We start from the raw sequence: 18,991 nt of genomic DNA, 5'->3' as shown, positions 1-18,991 counted from the left end.
CGCGGGACCAGAGGTCGCAGCCCGGTTCGCATGAGTGCACTGCCTTCGCGAGCAAGCGCGCCAATGCGCCTGGGCCGCGCCGCAGTTCTGACAGAGGCCGACTGCGCCGACACCCCCGCCCGGGCGTACACCCTCCTCCAGTCGCGTCACGAACTGCGCGCACAAGGCGAGTACAGACTGGCCGACCGCCGAGACGTCCTCACCCAGGCCGATCCTGGCGGTGGTCGTGGTGAGCCCCCAGTGCGAACCGTGGGCAGTGGTGCCGGAGAGACCCAAGCGACGGTTCTCGGCGTTCACGCCGACGGATCCTCCCGCCCCGCGGTAGAGCGCGTCGGCGGCGGCGTTGTCGCTGCTCTCGATCGTCTCCGCAGCGAGGGCGCGCTCCGCCGGGCCAGGGCGGGTGCGTCGGTCCTGGTGCTCCAGCAGCAGCGGTAGGCCACTTCCCCCGAAGGCTCGACGAAAGATGGTATGGGCGAGCTGGCTCGAGAAGCTGAGGTTCTCTGCGGCTGCGCCAGGCCAAGAAGCCGATAGTCACGCTTCCTCGGCCAGATCCTGAACTGCTGCGCAAGTTGCTGGCTGAGCTCCAGAAGATCTAACCAATCCACCTCCGAGAAGCTGCCGCCCTTACAATCCAGTTCCGTTGGCACAGAAGGTAGTAGTTGAACTCTATGATGACTTGGACGGCTCCGTGGCCGTCGAGACCGTCACCTTCGCCCTTGATGGCCGGTCCTACGAGATCGACCTGAGCGAAAAGAACGCGAGCGCCCTTCGCAAGGTGTTGGCAGCGTACACCGAGGTCGGGCGCAAGCAGGGCGGTCCTCGACGTGGGGCGAAGCGAGTTGCTGCTGCACGGGACAGCAACCGACCGGATCCCTCGGAGGTGCGCGCCTGGGCGGAGTCCCAGGGCATTGAGGTGGCGTCCCGCGGCCGAGTGTCTGCGGATGTGATCGAGAAGTTTCAGGCTGCTCACTGAACAACGCACCCGCGCACAGAACCCCAAACCAATCTGGCAAGGGGTTCTGTCGTAGCCTGAGTCCAAGCCATGTAAGTGGCTATGTTTCGAGCCCCTGCAAGAAGGCTCTGAGATCAGTGTTATCCAGATCAGTCTTGCTCGCCTCGGACATGGCTCGTCAATTAACCGTTCCGCCATACAGCGCTGGTTGACATGCCAGCAACTCGTGAAAGTTGAGCACTTTGGCACTGCTGCCGAATGCTCGCAGCTCTTCCGCTCGAGGTGGGCGGCTCGGGCGGTAGCGCGGCAGGAATCAGAAAACCAACAACGCGCCCATTTACGCCCATGGCCACGCACACAGCTGCCATCGCGACGATCTCGATCCCGCAGAGCTTGCCCCACACCTCGCAGGAGCAGTCGAGTGCTTGAAGGCCAGCGACCCGGAAGCCCCGCAGTCCACCACCGGCGCACGCAGTGTGGGGCCCGATGGCGGTACTCCGAGCCTCCCGATATATCGGCCACGCCGGCCGCATGGGTCACGCTCGCGGCCGCGCTCATCGGGGACGGTTGCGCCCTGATGGACGTCGAATCGGGGTGTGGGTGGGGGCGACTAGTGTGCCGTTCATGTCTGACGATCTGCAGAGTCACGGCTCACTGCCCGAGGTTTCACCTGCGTGGGCGGGGTGGACGGATGGCCTCCTCGCCGGCCGCACCGGGACGAATGTCTGTGCACTCCCTGCGGTTCGCGAGGTGGCACCACTGTCCCGTACGTTGACCGCCGGTGCTTCTCGGTTGGTGGGCCGGGAGGCCGTGGTCGAGGACGTGCGGGCGGCACTGGGTGAGCTGAGATCGGGCCGAGGACGTGCCATCGCGCTGGTCGGGGAGCCGGGCATCGGCAAGAGCGCGTTGATGTTGACGGCGACCGCATATGCCCAGGCCGCCGGAGTCCGGGTACTCGCGGCACACGGCCCGCGCGCGCTCGCCCGTACATCTCGCGACGTCCGCGGGTCGGCGGACGGCTGCTGTGATCTGCACGAGCGGGTGGCGCAGGGTACGTCCACGCTGGTTTCCATGGACGACCTGCATCATCTGGCGACCGACCAGATTCCGAGTGTGGAGCGGTTGCTCCACACGGCCGCCACCGGTTCGGTGCTCTGTCTGCTGGCGTACCGCCAGCGCCAGCTCTCGCCCGCGCTGGCCGCGGTGCTCTCCCGCGCCGCATCCACGGGCCAGCTCGAGGTGCGGCACCTCGGACCGCTCTCCCACGAGCAGGCCCTCACCCTGCTCGGCGACCACCCCGAGGCCGAAGAGGTCCAGCGCGCGTGCCTGGGCAATCCGCAGTACCTCAAGATCCTCGCCGCCAACGGGGAGTCGAGCGCCGACGCCGCCCTGGCAATCCTCGGCGAGTTGGCCGAGCTGGATCACACCGCGGTCGCCGTGGTACAGGCTGCGGCGGTGCTCTGCGAGCCGTGCCACCCGGAACTGCTCGCCGCAGTCGCCGGCCTGGAGGTGGCCGCGACCATGCGGGCGTTGGATGCCCTCTCCCGCCTCGACCTGGTCCGGCCGGCCGACCCCGCACCACAGCTGATGCTGCGTCACCGCGCGGTCGGCGAGGTCGTCTACCAGCGACTCGAGCCCAGCCGCCGTCTCGCCCTGCACCGCAGCGCCGAACTCGCGCTGGCTGAGCGGGCGGTGCCCATTGCCCGGCGAGCTCACCACGTCGTACGGGCCGCCGACCCGAGCCGGCCCGAGCACGTGACGACCTTGATCGCCGCCGCACGCGACTCGCTCCACAGCGCGCCCGCCGCAGCGACCGACTACCTGCAGGCCGCGTTGTCGCTGCTCCGCGAGGGCGAGCCGCACTGGCACGAGGCGCGCGTCCTGCTCGCCCAGACCCGGCTGCTGACCGGAGACGCACCGGAAAGCCGAGCGCTCCTTGATGCCCTGCGAACTGCCGGTCCCGGCCGGGCGCCGCAGCAGAGCAATGCCCCGACCGCGCTGGCCGACGCCAGTCGGGTCGAACGACGGCTTGGCCGCTTCACCGAAGCCGGAGCTATCGCACGCGCCGGGCTCACAGCACTGGCCGACCAGGACTCCGCGACAGCCGCCGCCCTGCACGCCGAACTCGCCGACTACACCTACGACCTTCAGGACTTCGCGGCCTCCCTCCAGCACGCCGAGACGGGCGCGGCGATCGCGCGCAGGCACCAGGACCGAGTCGGTGAGGCCAACGCGCTGGCCCAGGCATCCCTCGCCCACCTGTTCACCGGCGACCTGGCCACCGCCCGGACGACAGTGGCCAGGGCCGCCGAACTCGTCGACGCCACCTCGGACGCCACCCTGTTGACCAACCTGGAGGCCGCCTACCAACTGGGCATGACCGAGGGGATGTTGGGGCGGCTGACCGACTCCGAACGTCACCTCAGCCGCGGCGCGGCCCTGTCCCGGCGCACCGGGCAGACGTACGTCCGGCCCATGACGCTGATGAGCCTGGCCAACACTCAGCTGCGTTCGGGAGACCTGCGCCACGCACTGGCGACCCTCGACGAGGCCACCCCGCTCGTCGAACGCGCCGGCAACCCCGCGACTCGGGCCGGCCTGGCGGTGTTCCGTTCCGAGGCTCTGCTCTGGCGGGGCAGCGCGGACGACCTGCAGGAGGTCCTCGCGTTGGCCGACCAGGCCGCGGCGATCGCCGACGGACAGGCACCCGGGTGGGCCGTGGGCGTCCGCTGCCTCGTCGCGGGCCTCGTCCTGCTGGCCGGCGACCCGACCCGTGCCGGCTGGCTGCTGCTGGACGCGGCAGGTGGAACCGACCTGCCCCGCCTCACCATCTGGCGTCGACCGCGCTTCTGCGACACCTTGGCGCAGACGGCCCTGGCCGAGGGCGATCGGGCCTCGGTCGAGCACTGGGCGCAGCTCGCGGAGAGTTGTGTCGAACAGCTCCCCTCCGCGAGCCGACTCGGTTTCGCCCTACGCGCGCGCATGCGGGCCCACGCCATGCGCGGGGAGACCGAGCGGGCCCTGCTCAGCGCACAGGAGGCGATCGCGCAATTCGCCGCCGGCGGTGAGCGCATCGAGGTCAGCCGCACCCTGCTCACGGCAGCCGCGCTCGCCCTGGACGCGGGACAGACCGATCAAGTCGCCGACCGGCTCGACCGGGCGGCGCTGCTGGCCCACCAGTGCGGTTCGGCACGACTGGCCGACGAAGTCGCCCAGCAGCGCGGTCGCCTCGGCGCGCACACCGCCGGGACGGGGGCCCCGGGACCCCTCGACACGCTGGCCGTGCTCACCGCTCGGGAACGGGAGATCGCCAGCCTCGCCAGCACCGGCATGACCAGCGGCGAGATCGCTGGCGCCCTGGTGCTCAGTGTGCGCACCATCGACAGTCACCTGGGCCGGATCTACCGCAAACTCGGCGTTCCCAACCGGGCGAGCCTCACCCACGCCGTGCTCGGTGCGACGCCCGACACACCATGAGCCCGGTGCGCCCGACTACAAGGCCAGCCGGGCCCAGGGACTGTCCGCACGGGCCGCCCTCACCAGCGCCGACGGCGGCACCGGGCAGCGCGGCGCTCCGGCCGCGAGCACCACACCGGTGACGGCGACGGTTCCACCGCATCGTGAGAATCATCGGGCTACCAGCGCCAGGGCAACGTTGGTGGCCAGCCGGAAGGACAAGGTTCACGCCGCGGACCTCACCCGCCGCTGAACAGCCATGCGTGAGCTGCTGCGCGACGTGGTCGAGAGGCTGCATGCTGCGTTTCGCGGCACATTGCGTTGCCGCCCTCGCTGGCCGCCACGACCAGGGCGGCCAACGCGCAGGCCTGCGTCGAAGTGACCCACTTCGCCAGGCAGAGCGCCGAGCACGCTCCATGTATGCCGCCGCTGGTCCTGCTCCCCCTGGCCGCTCGCGTGGAACGCGTTGCTCACAGCCGCCGCTCCAGCGCACCGGACTTCGTCTGGACTCCTTGCCGACCCGGGGCGGCAGGTCCGCTGGCCCGGGTCGGCTGACCGATGAATCAGTCCTTGTACGCTGCTCGGATCTCGCGGACTCCGACCAGGAGGAGGCCCACGGCCATCACCCCGAAGATGACCGAGATCCAGGTGGGTCCCACCGCTTGCATGAATCCTCTGAGGGCCCGGTACCTGCCGTGGGTGCTGCTTCCCGCTATCTGGTCGTCCCAGAGCGAGGTGTGGACGGCACCGGCGACCGCGGCGCAGCCGAGGGCGGTGAAGATCCAGCTGAACGGGTGGTCCTCGTGGTCAGCTGGATCCTCAGGGGCGAAAGTACCCTCGCTCTGCTTGATCTCCTCCTGGACCTCACTCATGCGTCGGTCCCAGGCAGAGGATGTAGCCGTCCGCACCTGCGCTGTTGCCCTCCCAGAAGGCCGTGGTGGCCGCCGCGAAGGGCTTGCAGATCATCGTGGTCTGCAGGTCGGAAGACGGTTCGGCCACGTGGTCCACTTTGCCGACGACCTTGTATCCGGCCTTCGGGTCCGTGCAGGAGACGACCTTGATGTTCTGACTGCCCGAGTCCTGTACGCAGTCGCCCACGGCGGCCGTGGACGGGGCTCCGTTCATCTGCTTCCAGATGTAACCGGCACCGGTGACAACTCCGATGACGATCAGTACGACCACGACTCGTGTGGCCATGTTTCGACCTGCGGACACCGCCTGGCCGACGAAACCGTTGTCGTGCGGAGGGCGGGTCTGCGTTGCTACCTGCACCGACTGCTGCGCGGAGTCCGACTGCTGGTGCGACTGCCCCTGCGGCAGGTTGCCGGGGGGATACGTCATCGAGTTGCCTTTCGAGCGAGAAGGGAGAAGGGAGGAAGAGGGAGTACTCCCGAGCGGACCGCACTGCCATGGCCGAGGCCAGTCCGTGAAGGCGGGGCGACGCGCTTCCGCAACCATCGGGCGGCGACGCGGCGGGCGGTGCCTGCGACGACGATCATCGCAGTCCCCGTCGGCAAGGGGCATCGGTAGAAATACCTAATCGCCTACCGTCTGTTGCCGATTTTGCTCGCCCCATCCCGCAGCCCGGTCACACTGCATGAGGATGGATCAAGTTCTGTGCTTCATAGGGGTTTCATGGATCGGGGCGGTGGCAGGGCCAAAGCGGCGCCCCGCTTCATCGCGGTTCGACCGCTATCACCACACATGGGGGTTGTATGACAAGCAGGGCGACAAACGCGGCCACCCAGCCGGGCACCGGCGTGCGCGCACTCTTCGAGGACAACGCCCGGCGCGCTCCTGACGCCGTCGCCGTCGTGTGCGGCGCCCTGCGACTCACATACGAGGAACTGGACTGCCGGGCCGGCGAAGTGGCGCAGCGGCTGGGGGCGGTGGGGCTCCGGCCGGGTGGTCTGGTCGCGGTGTGCCTGGACCGCGGTCCGGAGGTCCTCGTCGCGATGCTCGGCGTACTCAAGGCCGGCGGTGCCTACGTGCCACTGGAACCGACCGCGCCGGGGAATGTGCTGCGCCACACCCTCGCGGACACCGGTGTGTCCATCGTGCTGACCGTGGAACGGTACCGGGGCGCTGTGGCGCAGGGTGCGGATCGGCGGATCGTCTGCCTGGATTCGGAGGCGGCTACGGGCACCGCAGCAGACCCGGACAGCGGGTCGTTCGACGCACCGGTGGAGCCCGGCCTCGCCTGTGTCCTTTACACCTCGGGCACCACGGGGGCGCCCAAGGGTGCGCTGATCGAACACGGCATGCTGCTCGGCGCCTACCGGGCCTGGGAGTCGGTCTACCAGCTGTCGTCCGCCGACCGGCACCTCCAGGTGACGGCAACGGAGTTCGCCGGTTTCACGGCGGACTGGGTCCGCGCACTGTGCTCGGGCGGCACCTTGGTGATGGCCGAGGACGTCGACCTGGCAAACCGGACGGACCACGCCGCCGCACTGCACGAACTGATCGCCGTCGAAGGCGTCACCCTGCTGACCGGTGCCGTCGCCGTGATCAGGGAACTACGGCGTCACCCCAGGGTTCACGGCCTGGGCACGGTTCGGCTGATCGCGGGCACCGGCGAGATCTGGGACCTCGATGAGCAGTACGATCTGCGGGCCCTGGCCGGACCGAGCGTGCGCCTCCTCAACACCTACACCCTGACCGAGGCCGCGGGCAGCGGTGCCTACTTCGAACTACCCGACGGGCCGCCCCCGGTCGGTGGAGCGGAACGGCTTTCGCTGATCGGAGCCCCCTTCCCAGGCGTCACCATGTCGGTCGTCGACGAGGCCGGGGCTCCGCTGGGCCCGGGTGCGGTGGGCGAGATCGCCGTCAGCGGCCCTGGCGTGGCCCTCGGATACCTGAACGGCTCGCGCCTGGGCCCCGACCACCTGGTGCGCACCGGTGATCTGGGCCTGCGGCAAGCGTCCGGGTGCCTTGAGTTCGTCGGCCGCTTGGGGGAACACACCGAGGTCGAGGCCGTCCTGCGGGGGTACTCCGCGGTCAGCGAGTACCTGGTCGCGGACATCGGCACGGAGCAGGGCGGACGTGCCCTGGCCGCGTACGTGGTCGCCGCGGACGGCGGCACCGTCGATCCGGAGCACCTGAGGTCGTACCTGTCCGGGCGGCTTCCGGCCGACCGGACCCCGCAACTCGTGGTGCCAGTGGCGTCCCTCCCGCGCACCCGGGCGGGCAGAGCCGACCGCGCGGGCGTGCCGCTCCCGGTGCAGCGCGGTGCCGGACGGCCCGCCGGCGGCAAGGGCGGGAGGTCCGCCGAGCCCGGGTTCTCGCTCGGGGAGATGGCGTTCGCGACGCTGCTCGTCGCGGCCTTCGCCTGGTTCCTGACCGACTTCATCTGGCCGGGTTCGACCGACCTCTCTGGCGTGCCGGCCCCCTGGGCGGAACTCTTCGAGGGGCTCTACGTGTGCGAGTGCCTCGCCTTCGGTCTCGGCATCGCGTTCTTCTTCACCATCGGTGACATGGTGGGCCGTCGGGTGTTTTCCGGGCCGCTGGCCAACTCCGCGCACCTGGCGCTCGTCTGGCTGCTGGTCGCCTGGTGGCCGCAGGACAACCTCTACCGACTCGCCGCGAAGAACGACTGGCCGCAGCAGGCCGCGCTCGTCTACGGCTTCAACGTCACCCTCATGATCGCCGCCGCAGTCCTGGGTGCCTTCCTGGTCTCCCGGCCCCGGAAGCCGTGACCTCCCCGGGCCGGAACATCTCGGCGAGCGCCGCGTTGGCGCGGCGCAGCAGCGACTCGGCCTCGTCGAGCGCCTGCAGCGTACGGGCAGCCAACGCCACACCCACGTACGGGTAGGGGTCGAAGGCCGCGGTGGGTATGGTCGGCAGCAGGGTCACCCCCATCGAGCCGCACCGCCGAGCCAGTTGGTCGAAGTGGTCGCGTAGTGCCGCGGAGGGCAAGCGTGCGCCCAGCGGGAGGCAGTCCAAGGTGCGCACCAGGTGCCGGCCGCCGTGCAGGCGATCGAGCCTGGCCTGCACGACGAAGGCGACCGCCGGGCCGGTGAGCCGCAGATTGATCTCGGTGGGTGCAAGGCTGCCGTCCCGGCCGGCGACGAAGTCGACGTCGTACCAGCCCCGGTAGCCGTCGGCGGCCAGCGCCCGGCCCACGGCCGTCCCGAACCGGGTGGCCGTGTCCGCCAGCGCCTCCGGTACGGCTCCCGGGCCGACGGTGACACCGCGATAACTCGTTCCCTCGATGTCCATGGCCCCCGTGCCGACCTGGTGCACCGTGGCGTCAGCGCCGATGACTGCGTCGAACGTCGGGGGCCGGAAAGGGCCGGCGCCGTCCACGAAATCCTCCAGCAGTACTCCGCCGGCGGGCAGCCTGCGGGTCACCGCTCTCACGCCGGCCATCGTGGTCAGCTGCCGGGGCGTCACCACCTGGGTACCGGAGCCTCCGACCCCGTAGTCCGTCTTCACCACGGATGTGGCACCCGCCGTCGCCCGGGCGGCCAACACCCGCGCGAGCTGCCATCGGGAACCCATCCGCTGCTGTGCGGGTACCGAGATCCCCGGGTGGTCGCCCGCCAGTTCGCCGAAGAGCGCGTGGGCGGCCGCCTTCGACTCGTAGTGACGGGTGGCACGCAGCACCTCGCCCGCCCCTGACGCCGGCGCCGCCGCGATGCGCTCGAACTGAGCCGTGCGGCCCCACGGGATCAGCGGGAGGCCAAAGGACCTGATCCGCTCCAGCAGCTCCGGCCTCGCCCGGACCGCATCGCACAGCCCGCTCTCGCCACCCAGCCCGCCATGCACCTCGACCTCACCCCAAGCCAGCCGCTCCGCCAGCCATCGCACCCACCAGTCCTCGACATGTTGCGGGAGGACGACCACCGCCGGGTGCGGGCTGGCGAAGGCCGCCAGGCAGGCGTAGTGGTCACTTGCCTCCCTCCAGTCCCGCGGGCCGTCGCCGAACTGCGGGTCATCGAACTGCGCATTGAACTCGGCGACGTTGCCGAGGTGCACGGCGGGTCGTCCGCCGGTCCACGCTGACGCCCAGGCCGTCCCCGCCGAACCAGGCCACGCCACCAACAGCACCAACGCAGACCCGGGCCCCTCGCAGTCCGCGATCCGCTGCGCGCCCCTGGCACGGTAGAAACCCTCCGCATGCGGGTCCGCCCTGATCGTCAGCCGTGTGAAGCCAAGGCTGCCCGCTTGCTCAAGCACGTGCTGGTAGAGCAGTCGCCCAATGCCTCGCCCGATCGCCGGGGGGTCCACGAACAGCATGCCGAGCTCGCCCTCCGGCGCCTGCCCCTCCAGGGTGGCGAAGCCCAGAACGCTGGTGCCCTCCTCGGCGACCGTGACGCGACGGGCCGTCACCTCCCCGGCCCGTACCCGTAGTTCGTCACGGCAGGAGGCGAGGAACGCCTGGTCGTATCCCCAGTGGGCCTTCGACCGCAGCGCCAGCTCGCTCAACGCCCCGGCCTCGCCCTCCCGGCCTGCTCTCAGCCGCAGTGGCCCGCCCATGCCTTCACCAACCTCTCCGCCATACTCCCTGCACTCGTCTGGCGCACCGACCGTCCGACCAGTTGCGCTCAGGGCGTCTGGCCGTAGTAGCGCTCGATGTGGAGTCTGAGGACGATCCGCGTCGCGGACCATCGTGGCACGGTAGTCGTCCCATTCGGGGGTGCTCGCCATGCGGTAGAGCACGGCCCGTGGATCGCCTTCCCCGCCGCTACCGCCCCGAGGGCAGCATGGAACATATCTACCTACCTGGCCAACGGCCGGTACGTTCCCCTGTCTTCTGGTGTGCTGGCCACCGTCGCCGCCCAGCACGACGTGACGGCCGTGATAGGCGGGCTCACGCTCACCGATGCCACAGTCACCGGCACCGTCCCGGCCGTGACCGCCGGCAGCAAAAGCGGCAGCTTCACATCAAGCCTCACCACCACCTCGTTCAGCGGCATCGGCGTGGACTTGGCCCACACCTCGCTCGAGGCCGCCTGCACCGACCACGAGATGAGCGCCCAGGTCGACGGCGAGCGGCTGCCCGCCACCCGCCGCGAAGCCGTCGATGCCTGCCACCGCGCTGGGACATGGCATCTCCTTATTTCGAACCGCTGCGTCTCGCATTGAGCTAGCCTCATGGTCATGGACGAGCAACCACCTTCGGAATCACGCCCGGGACGCAAGCGCAGCGAGGAGAGCCGGATGGCGATCCTGGTCGCGGCGTTCGAACTGGTCGGCGAGGTCGGCTACGCGGGCCTGACGATCGAAGGAATCGCCAACCGCGCCGGATGCGGCAAACAGACGATCTACCGCTGGTGGCCCTCCAAGGCCCACGTTCTCCTCGAGGCGCTCGCAGTGAAAGCCGATCTGTACGTCACGAACGGCGACCACGGCTCCTACGCCGACGACCTACGGGCCTTCCTACAGGACACGTTCAGGCTCGGCCGCCAGCAGCGCGTCGTCGACATCCTGCGTGTCCTGATGGCGGAGGGCCAGATCAACGAGGAGTTCGGCCGACTCTTCCGCAGCGCCTTTCTGCAACGCCGGCGCGACGCGCTCCAGGTGATCCTCGATCGGGCCCGGACACGGGGCGACCTGCCGCCCCGTCCTGCTGCGTCCACCGTCCTGGACATCGTGTTCGGCACCTTGTGGTACCGCCTCCTGGCCACGCGCCAGCCCATGGGCGACGACCTCGTCGAGGACCTCACGGCCACTCTCGCGCAGGCCGCACAACCCCCGACCACCACCGCGACCGACCCGGGAGACCAGCAATGACCCGTCCCCGCACCGTCCTCATCACCGGGGCCACCGACGGCCTCGGCCTGGCCCTGGCCCAGCGCCTGGCAGCCGACAGCGCCGAGCTGATCCTGCACGGCCGCAACCAGGCCAAACTCGACCGCATCACCGACCAATTCGCGGCCCGCGGCGTATCCAGGCCCCGGACCGTGACCGCGGACCTCGCCGACCTCGACCAGGTCCGCCGCATGGCCGTTGAGATTCACGCATCGGTAGAGCGACTCGACGTCCTGGTGAACAACGCCGGCATCGGCGCCGGGCAACCGGACGGCCGCACCCGCCGCACCAGCGCCGACGGCCACGAGCTGCGCTTCGCCGTCAACTACCTCGCCGGTTTCCTGCTCACCCTCGAACTCCTGCCGCTGCTGCGCGCGTCAGCGCCGGCCCGCATCGTCAACGTCGCCTCCATCGGCCAGCACCCGCTCGACTTTGACAACCTGATGCTCGAGCGCGACTACGACGGCATCCGAGCCTACGGCCAGAGCAAACTCGCCCAGATCACCTCCGGCTTCGAACTCGCCGCACGCCTGCCCGCCGCCGAGGTCACCCTCAACAGCCTTCACCCCGCCACCTACATGCCAACCAAGATCGTCCTCGCCGAGATCGGACACAGCATCGACACCGTGGAACAAGGAGTGACCGCCACCCACCGACTCGTCTCCGACCAGGCACTCGCCGGTACCACCGGACGCTTCTACGACCGCACCCGCGACACACGCCCTCATTCCCAGGCATACGACAGCCAGGCCCGACTGCGCCTGTGGCAGACGAGCCTCGAACTCACCAAAGCCCAGAGCCCCCTCAGTTGAGTGCCGCTGAGGCCGTGGGCCTGGCCGCCATCCCGCCCAACACTCGCCGGACCAAGGGCCGCGGACTACGGCCCGTCTGATCCACTTCTCGTGATCGGCCTGTCCGCATGCTGCCGCCGCCCGTCCGAACATCCTGACCGCCGCCGAGCGGTACCGGCTGGAGACGGCGGCCTACGATCTCGGACAATTGGGCCGACGAGCACACCGTCCACATCCTGATCGACGGTGAGCTGGTCAAGACCGTGCCGTCCAACCTCGACGCCGCGCACCTGCACCAGCCCAAGCTCCGAGGCGCTAGCAGGTCGCGGGCGACGCGCCTGGGGGATGTGCCTGGGGCCGTCGCGGTGGCCCTTACCCTGGGCAGGTGAACCGTACCGATCGCTTGTACGCGCTGGTCGAGGAGCTTCGAGCGGTGGCGCCGCGACCACGCAGTGCTCCGTGGCTGGCGCGGCGGTTCGAGGTCAGCGTGCGCACGGTCGAACGGGATCTTGAGGCGTTGCGGCAGTCGGGCCTGCCGATCCGCGCTGACACCGGTCGAGCCGGGGGATACAGCCTGGACCGGGACCGTACGCTGCCGCCCCTGACGCTCACCGCCGCTGAGGCCATCGCCATCAGCGTCGCGCTGCGGACGGTCGGCTCCACGCCGTTCGCCGCGGCCGCACACCGTGCCGCTCAGAAGGTGCTGGCCGTACTGCCCGCCGACGTGCGTCAGCGGGAGGAAGCGCTCGCGCAGCGGGTGTACCAGGTCGGGGACCACGCGCCTGGCGGGAGTGCCGTGATGAGCGAGGCCGTCGTCGAGGCGATGGTCTCCGGGCACGTCCTGCACCTCACCTACGCCGACCGGGCCGGCACGGTTACCACGCGCGACGTCGAGCCGTTGGGGCTGTTGTGGGGGCCACACGGCTGGTACCTGGCGGCGTGGTGCCGACTGCGGTCGGCGGTCCGAGGTTTCCACCTCGACCAGATCACCTCGCTGGAGCTGTCGGGTGAACGGGTGACGCCCCGGGAGTCGCACTGGGAGGCCGAGCTGACGCGCCTGGACGCCGAACCGTTCGCATTGTGACCTGAAACACCGACAGGACGGTGTCGTGACCGGTTGCGAGGCTGTTCGGCATGGACAACGAGAAGCGCATGATCATCTGGTGCCGTATGTGGAACGAGGACCCCTCGCTGGCGCACGACCTGATGTCCGGTGATTGCCCGCAGTGGTCCGACCGCAGCGACGTCCTGGACACGGTAATCGGCCCGGACGCGCAGGAACGGTTCGTTGCCGCGTACCGCGCTCGGCACGTGAACGTATTCAGCCCGCGGGTATTGGTCGACGCCGGTGACCGGTTCGCCTACCTGTGGGACGTGAGGAAGCCTGACGGTCAGGTACTGACCGGCATCGACGTCAACATTCTCAAGGACGGCCGCATCGGAGAGAACTGGACGTTCGTGGCGGAGCGGCGTTGCGAGCGGCCCGATCCAGGACCGGAGGCGGCCGGTCGGACCGACCCTGCCACGATCGAGGACCTGTGCCGCGGCTGGGTGCAGCTTCGCAACGGCCGGGCCGAGCTGGCCAAGGATGTGGTGACGGATGACTTCGCCATGTTCTCGGGGGCCGGTTCGGCAGGCGACGCACGCGGCGCTTCCGGGCTGGCTGACCTGATCGAGCGAAAGGCCGGTACCGACGACCCTCCAGTCTTCACGATCCACCGGCAGATCGTCGTCGACCCTTCACGAGGCTACGCGGCGTTTCTCTGGACGGCTGAGACCAGGGCGGACGGCGCCTCCGTCGGCGGAGTCGACCTCCTGGCGGTGCGCGAGGGGCGGCTCGCGCGTGCGTGGTCACTGACGGGAGCGCGTCCATTCCGGTACTGAAACCTGTGCCCGTCCCGCGCAGAGCCGCGCCACACCAGTTGGCGTGGTCACCGCAGCTGCTGGACTGCTGCCGCGTCATCGACATCTTCGAAGGTGACTTCCTCGAAACGGATAGCCGAGCAAGACCTGGGACGGCTTGCTGGGCAACCCGTCGGCAACAATCAAGGCTCGGCTTCCAGGAGGATTGCCCGCATGCTGTTGGAGGAACAGGAGATCACCACCGTGAAATGCATGGGCAGCGGCCGCGTGCTTGGCGGTCGAGCTCGATCCGAAGCAGGTGCTGGGTCCGGTCGACACCCCGACGAGCCGGATCGCAGTGGTGGAGGACCTGGATGGCAATCGAGTCGGACTGATCAGCAGACGAGGAAGAGCGGAAAGGACGGCCATGGGCGACTCGGAGCTATGGGGAATGGTGCATGCGGAGAGAGCTGCGCTGGCGGAGGATCTGGCGGGGCTGGACCATGCGCAGTGGGACGCCGGATCGCTGTGCACCGAATTCACGGTCCGCGAGGTCGTCGCGCATCTGACGTCGGGGGCGAATCTGGGGCCGGTGCGCTGGATGGCGGGCGTGATTCGCTGTCGGTTCGATTTCGACGCAATGGTCGCGTACCGGCTCGCCCAGCAGCTCGGAACTGACCACGGCGAGACGCTCGAACGGTTTCGCCGCTCGGTCACCAGCACGACCAAGGCGCCGATTCCTGTCGTCGCGATGTTGGGCGAGGTGATCGTGCACGGCGAGGACATCCGCCGCCCGTTGCGGATCCAGCGCGACTACCCGATCGCGAGGCTGACGCACGTCGCCGAGTACTACCACCGCTCCAACATGACCGTGCCGAGCGAGCGACGGACGCGAGGGCTGCGTCTGTCTGCGACCGACGGGTCGTTTTCCGGCGGCGCGCAGGACGGCGCGCTTGTCAGCGGCAGTACGCTCGCCCTGATCATGGCGATGGCGGGACGGTCGGCCTATGGTGCGGAGTTGGCAGGTGAGGGGGCGGGAGTGATCGCGGGGTCAGGGTGAAGGCGCGGGCGCCGACGGACCATGCGGTCCCCGTCCCCCGGCGGCAGGCACCTGGAACCCCTCAGGCCGACCCTGGAGCCCACCGGTCCCACCGGTCCCACCGAGGCTGCGGCCTGGAATTGCCGTACTCCGACCGCGCCCAGCAGAAGCGACAGCGCCTGGTGGCACTGGAGCGGAAGGTCTACGCCGAGACCGCCACCGACGCGGAGGCCGCCGAGTACAGCCAACTAGCGCACTGCTGTCCCGTTTCCTGGAGACCCGGGTGACCGAAGTGGCCGCCCGCCTGGGCGGCGAGGAGTGATCCCGGTTCAGCGGGTCCCCGCGCCGTCGGCAACCCAGCGGCTCCGCGGCGCAGTCTGCCGTGTGACGCGGGGATGAGTGTCAGGAACCCGGGGGACGGGGCTGTCGATGATGGTGTCCGGGCCGCCTTCGACGTCGACTGGCCCCCAATGCCCGCCGCTTGGCTTTGTGGGTGAGCACCGAGAGGACTCATTGCTCACCGGCGCGAGCACCCGGCGCCACGGAAGAGTGATGTTCCTGAGTTTTGAGAGCATCCCTGGCACGTGCTTCGGGATCATGGTTGTGCTGTGCACGACGAGGGTTCCTCCGTTCTTCAGCTGCAACTCCCGCAGCATTGCGCCGGATCCGCCGTCGGCCGGGAGGGGCGGCTCGCCGTGCAGCGGCGCATACCGGAAGCAATGGAAAGAAGGCACTGATGCACGAGGCCCGCCGTTGACCGCCGCGAACGCAACAGTCCCAGACGCGTCCGCATCGCTGTGCATTCCGGCCGAGCGGGACTTGGCGCGCTCCGCACGGCGGACGGTCAAGCCGTCCGGCGACTGCAGGCTCTCCCCCGAATCCGCCTACCGAACGGCCCCACGGGGACTTCGCACACCCCGTCGGATCGCCGCCGCTGGCCTGGCTGGACCAGGGCTGTGATCCCGACGCAGGCCACCCGGCCCGGCAAGGACGTGCGCGTCGTGGTCGTCGGGGCAGGGTTCTCCGGTATCGGCGCCGCCATCCGGCTGCGCCAGGCAGGTTTCCGCGATGTGGTCATTCTGGAGAAGGGGCCGCAACTCGGCGGCACGTGGAGGGAGAACACCTACCCGGGCTGCGCCTGCGATGTGCCCTCGACGCTCTACAGCTACTCCTTCACCCCGGACACCGCCTGGAGCAGGGTCTTCGCCGGGCAACGGGAGATCCATGGCTATCTGCGGACGACGGCCGAGCGGTACGGAATCGGCGACGTGCTGCGCTGCGGAGTGCATGTGCAGGGAGCCCGGTGGGATCCGGCAGCCGGGCGCTGGCTGCTGGAGACCAGCGACGGGCCCTACAGCGCCGCGGTACTGGTCCTGGCCACCGGGCCGTGGCACATCCCGCGTCACCTCGACGTCCCCGGGATCGAGGAGTTCACCGGGCCCGTGCTCCATACCGCTCAGTGGGACCACAGCGTCGACCTGACCGGGCGTCGCGTGGCCGTGGTGGGCAGTGGCGCCTCCGCTGTCCAAGTCGTCCCGGCCATTGCGGCCCAGGCGGCAGCCGTGCACCTCTTCCAGCGCACCGCCCAGTGGATGCTGCCCAAACCCGACCTGCCGGTGCCCGCGGCATTCAACCGGTGCCTGAACCTGCTGCCCGGTGCGCGCAACGCCTTGCGCGCCGGGCAGTACACACTGCAGGAGGGCCTCGGCTATGCCTACCGTCACCCGCAGCTCGCCCGCCTCATCGAGGCGGGCGCCCGTACGCACCTACGGCTCGCGGTCCGTGACCGGCGGCTGCGCCAGGCACTCACGCCGGGCTACCGGCTGGGGTGCAAACGTCTGGTGACCTCCAGCACCTTCTACCCTGCCCTGGCTCAGCCGCATGTCCGCCTGCATCCCACCGCCGTGACGGGCGTACGCGGGAACGAGATCCTCGGCGCCGACGGCACCGTGGCCCAGGCCGACGTCCTCATCACGGCCACGGGCTTCCGCATGGGTGAGCTGCCGCTGGCCCGGAGCCTGTACGGCTCGAACGGCCGGACACTGCAAGAATCCTGGGGCGGTGAACCGCAGGCGTATCTGGGCACCACCGTCAGCGGCTTCCCCAACCTCTTCCTGCTTCTGGGGCCCAACCTGCTCGGCGGCTCCACCTCCGCGATCACTGTCCTGGAAGCCCAGCTGACGTACCTCACCGCCGCCCTGGCCCATCTTGACCACGGCGGCCACCGCGCCCTGGAGGTCCGGCCGGCCGTGCAGGCCGCGCACAACACGGCGGTGCAGGAGGCGTTGCGCACCACTGTGTACAACTCCGGCGGCTGCACCAGCTACTACTTCAGCCCCAGCGGGCGGAACACCTTCGCCTGGCCGTGGTCCACCAGGCGACTCGTCCGCCGGCTGAGCCGCTTCGACCCCGATTCCTACACCTCGTACGCACCGGCCGGACCCACTCCCCTGCCCGCTCCGGCAGCGCCGCAGCACGACGACCGAACGCTTCCAGCGAAAGGACTGCAGCCATGACGCAGTAATCCCTGGCAACGGCCCATCCGCATCGAGGACCATGTGACGGACGCCGTTGGCCCGTCGATGCGATTCTGTTGTCCGTCGTGGACACCCGGTACGGCACAGGCGCCCAGGACGGGCAGGCATCCCCGACCAGGGCCGACGCCAACAGTGCGGAGCGGCCGGCTCACCCGCTGAAGCGGGACACCGCTGGTTGGGCATGGGACTCGTGCTCGTGTTCTGAGCAGAGCCCGCGCTCACGCCCGTACCAGCGGCAACGATCACCCCACCGTCGCGGCGCACTCCGGATGGCCCCATCCTTTTCCGACCCTGGTGATCTGCTCGCCTTTGGCGTAGGCGCGGGAACATGGGCACTTCCCGGGATACCGCGCGGCGATGGACCGCGCGCTGCCTCCGGCCGGGGCAGCGGATTCCTTCGCAGCGCCGGCCTGTCGTCGCGGGCTGCGGGAGGGCGCGGTGCTGACGGGATCGGGGACGGGAAGGTCCTGCGCAGTGCCACCCGCGGCCCGCTGAGTGCGAGCAGCATCGCTGGCGGCCTTGTCCGCGATCGCGTTGAGCGGATCGCCGTCCACCTGGTGCGCGGGCACGTACACGAAGACCACGTCCCGGCCGGTGAGCAGCTGGTCGATGCGCTGGATCAGCTCGCGGTTGGCCACCGGCTTGCCGCCGGCGGTCTTCCAGCCGTTGCGCTTCCACGCGGCGAGCCACTTGGTGACCGCGTCTCGCGTGTACGTCGAGTCCAGGCGCACCTCCAGCGACGCTGCCGGGTCGGTTGCCTCGAGCAGTTGCTCGAGGGCGGTCAGCTCGCCGATGTTGTTGGTGCTGTGCCCCAGCGGCCCTGCCTGCCAGCGCTGTGGAACCCCGGCGCTGTCAGCGACCACGAAAGCCCACGCTGCCGGACCGGGGTTGCCCTTGGCCGCACCGTCACAGGCGGCGATGATTCGATCGATCATGTCCTGATCTTCTCAGGTGGGCGGGGGCTCCCGGCTACTGGGACTCCTGGTCGATCTCCACGCTGGCCCTGCCTCCTGTCGCCCGCTGAACTGGGCTGCGGCCCTCCCTGGCGGGGCTGCCTCGCTGCGTCAGGACGCTGTGCGCCCCGCCGGTGTTCGCAGCAGCCACAGTGAGGCTAGGAGGCGGCCCCACGCCTGGAGCAGTGGTGGAAACGACGTCTCCAATGCCGTTCCCGCCACGCGCCTGATCAGTGGCGGCGCCACACCTTGGACGGCCCGTACTCCGCATGCCTCCCCCCAGTGCGCCGGTGAACTACGCGAAAGGCTGACACCGCCTCCAAGGAGGCCGCTGAGTTTGACACTTGTTCGTCTGGGTGCCAATCTCACCGCTGGTTAGGAAGTGTTCCTAACATGCAGTCGGCTGGGGCCGGCCACGTCCGCATGCGCCCCACCTGAGTGCGGTACGACCCGCTGTCGTCGTTGCGGCTCTCCCCCAGGCGCGACTCGACCGCGACCGGTACCGCACTGGTCTCCCGACCCAGCTGGCACAGGCAAGAGATACCGGCTTCGCCAGTTCACCCTTCCCTCACCTCCCGGAGTAACGCGATGACCCCCAGCAGATTACGGTCGCTCTTGCGCCGCGGCACCCCACTTGCCCTGGTCACGCTCGTGGCCGGTACGGCCAT

16 protein-coding genes are annotated in these 18,991 nt (G+C 69.6%); 12 read left to right on the top strand and 4 right to left on the bottom strand.

What is annotated here, in order from left to right; all coding sequences use genetic code 11:
- The first annotated feature begins 640 nt into the window (after positions 1 to 640).
- The 3 genes from ABIA33_RS23935 (at position 641) to ABIA33_RS23925 (ending at position 4,661) form a co-directional block, all read left to right on the top strand.
- Positions 641 to 973, top strand: a complete 333-nt coding sequence (locus tag ABIA33_RS23935) for an Lsr2 family protein (RefSeq protein ID WP_370084455.1) — start codon at positions 641 to 643, stop codon at positions 971 to 973.
- A gap of 729 nt (positions 974 to 1,702) precedes the next feature.
- On the top strand, positions 1,703 to 4,429 hold the full coding sequence (locus tag ABIA33_RS23930; protein WP_370084454.1) for a LuxR C-terminal-related transcriptional regulator: 2,727 nt from the start codon (positions 1,703 to 1,705) through the stop codon (positions 4,427 to 4,429).
- A complete protein-coding gene (locus ABIA33_RS23925; protein WP_370084453.1) occupies positions 4,407 to 4,661 on the top strand; it encodes a hypothetical protein in 255 nt (84 codons plus the stop codon). Before ABIA33_RS23930 ends, ABIA33_RS23925 begins: the two co-directional genes overlap by 23 nt.
- 310 nt (positions 4,662 to 4,971) lie before the next feature.
- Here the strand turns inward: ABIA33_RS23925 and ABIA33_RS23920 are convergent, their stop codons facing one another.
- A complete protein-coding gene (locus tag ABIA33_RS23920) occupies positions 4,972 to 5,280 on the bottom strand; it encodes a hypothetical protein (RefSeq protein ID WP_370084452.1) in 309 nt (102 codons plus the stop codon).
- Positions 5,273 to 5,749 carry a hypothetical protein gene (locus ABIA33_RS23915; RefSeq protein WP_370084451.1) on the bottom strand — a complete coding sequence of 159 codons (477 nt, stop codon included), beginning with the start codon at positions 5,747 to 5,749 and terminating at the stop codon, positions 5,273 to 5,275. The genes ABIA33_RS23920 and ABIA33_RS23915 overlap by 8 nt, the downstream gene beginning before the upstream one ends.
- A gap of 374 nt (positions 5,750 to 6,123) precedes the next feature.
- Here ABIA33_RS23915 and ABIA33_RS23910 point away from each other — a divergent pair, with 374 nt between their 5' ends.
- Positions 6,124 to 8,103, top strand: coding sequence for an AMP-binding protein (locus tag ABIA33_RS23910; protein ID WP_370084450.1), 1,980 nt, complete (start codon positions 6,124 to 6,126; stop codon positions 8,101 to 8,103).
- Here ABIA33_RS23910 and ABIA33_RS23905 read toward each other — a convergent pair.
- Positions 8,045 to 9,886: a GNAT family N-acetyltransferase gene (locus ABIA33_RS23905; RefSeq protein WP_370084449.1), complete on the bottom strand. Its 1,842-nt coding sequence runs from the start codon at positions 9,884 to 9,886 to the stop codon at positions 8,045 to 8,047. The genes ABIA33_RS23910 and ABIA33_RS23905 overlap by 59 nt on opposite strands.
- 282 nt (positions 9,887 to 10,168) lie before the next feature.
- Here ABIA33_RS23905 and ABIA33_RS23900 point away from each other — a divergent pair, with 282 nt between their 5' ends.
- The 8 genes from ABIA33_RS23900 (at position 10,169) to ABIA33_RS23865 (ending at position 17,349) form a co-directional block, all read left to right on the top strand.
- A complete protein-coding gene (locus ABIA33_RS23900; protein ID WP_370084448.1) occupies positions 10,169 to 10,495 on the top strand; it encodes a hypothetical protein in 327 nt (108 codons plus the stop codon).
- 15 nt (positions 10,496 to 10,510) lie between these two features.
- Positions 10,511 to 11,143 (top strand): TetR/AcrR family transcriptional regulator, encoded by a 633-nt coding sequence (locus ABIA33_RS23895; RefSeq protein ID WP_370084447.1) that lies wholly within the window; start codon positions 10,511 to 10,513, stop codon positions 11,141 to 11,143.
- Complete coding sequence (locus ABIA33_RS23890; RefSeq protein WP_370084446.1) at positions 11,140 to 11,973, top strand: SDR family NAD(P)-dependent oxidoreductase; 834 nt, start codon at positions 11,140 to 11,142, stop codon at positions 11,971 to 11,973. Before ABIA33_RS23895 ends, ABIA33_RS23890 begins: the two co-directional genes overlap by 4 nt.
- Positions 11,974 to 12,337: 364 nt before the next feature.
- Complete coding sequence (locus tag ABIA33_RS23885) at positions 12,338 to 13,036, top strand: helix-turn-helix transcriptional regulator (RefSeq protein ID WP_370084445.1); 699 nt, start codon at positions 12,338 to 12,340, stop codon at positions 13,034 to 13,036.
- Positions 13,037 to 13,086: 50 nt separating this feature from the next.
- Positions 13,087 to 13,836 (top strand): hypothetical protein, encoded by a 750-nt coding sequence (locus tag ABIA33_RS23880; protein WP_370084444.1) that lies wholly within the window; start codon positions 13,087 to 13,089, stop codon positions 13,834 to 13,836.
- 385 nt (positions 13,837 to 14,221) lie between these two features.
- Positions 14,222 to 14,854 carry a maleylpyruvate isomerase family mycothiol-dependent enzyme gene (locus tag ABIA33_RS23875; protein WP_370084613.1) on the top strand — a complete coding sequence of 211 codons (633 nt, stop codon included), beginning with the start codon at positions 14,222 to 14,224 and terminating at the stop codon, positions 14,852 to 14,854.
- A 119-nt stretch (positions 14,855 to 14,973) separates the two neighbouring features.
- A complete protein-coding gene (locus tag ABIA33_RS23870; RefSeq protein WP_370084443.1) occupies positions 14,974 to 15,120 on the top strand; it encodes a hypothetical protein in 147 nt (48 codons plus the stop codon).
- 669 nt (positions 15,121 to 15,789) lie between these two features.
- Positions 15,790 to 17,349: a flavin-containing monooxygenase gene (locus ABIA33_RS23865; protein ID WP_370084442.1), complete on the top strand. Its 1,560-nt coding sequence runs from the start codon at positions 15,790 to 15,792 to the stop codon at positions 17,347 to 17,349.
- A gap of 263 nt (positions 17,350 to 17,612) precedes the next feature.
- Here ABIA33_RS23865 and ABIA33_RS23860 read toward each other — a convergent pair whose 3' ends face one another.
- Positions 17,613 to 18,305, bottom strand: a complete 693-nt coding sequence (locus tag ABIA33_RS23860) for a ribonuclease H (protein WP_370084440.1) — start codon at positions 18,303 to 18,305, stop codon at positions 17,613 to 17,615.
- Between the last annotated feature and the right edge of the window lie 686 nt (positions 18,306 to 18,991).

Source organism: Streptacidiphilus sp. MAP12-16 (genome assembly GCF_041262165.1).
Lineage (GTDB): Bacteria > Actinomycetota > Actinomycetes > Streptomycetales > Streptomycetaceae > Streptacidiphilus.
The sequence above is the reverse complement of the archived record's forward strand: the minus strand, read 5'-3'. Positions and strand labels throughout refer to the sequence as shown.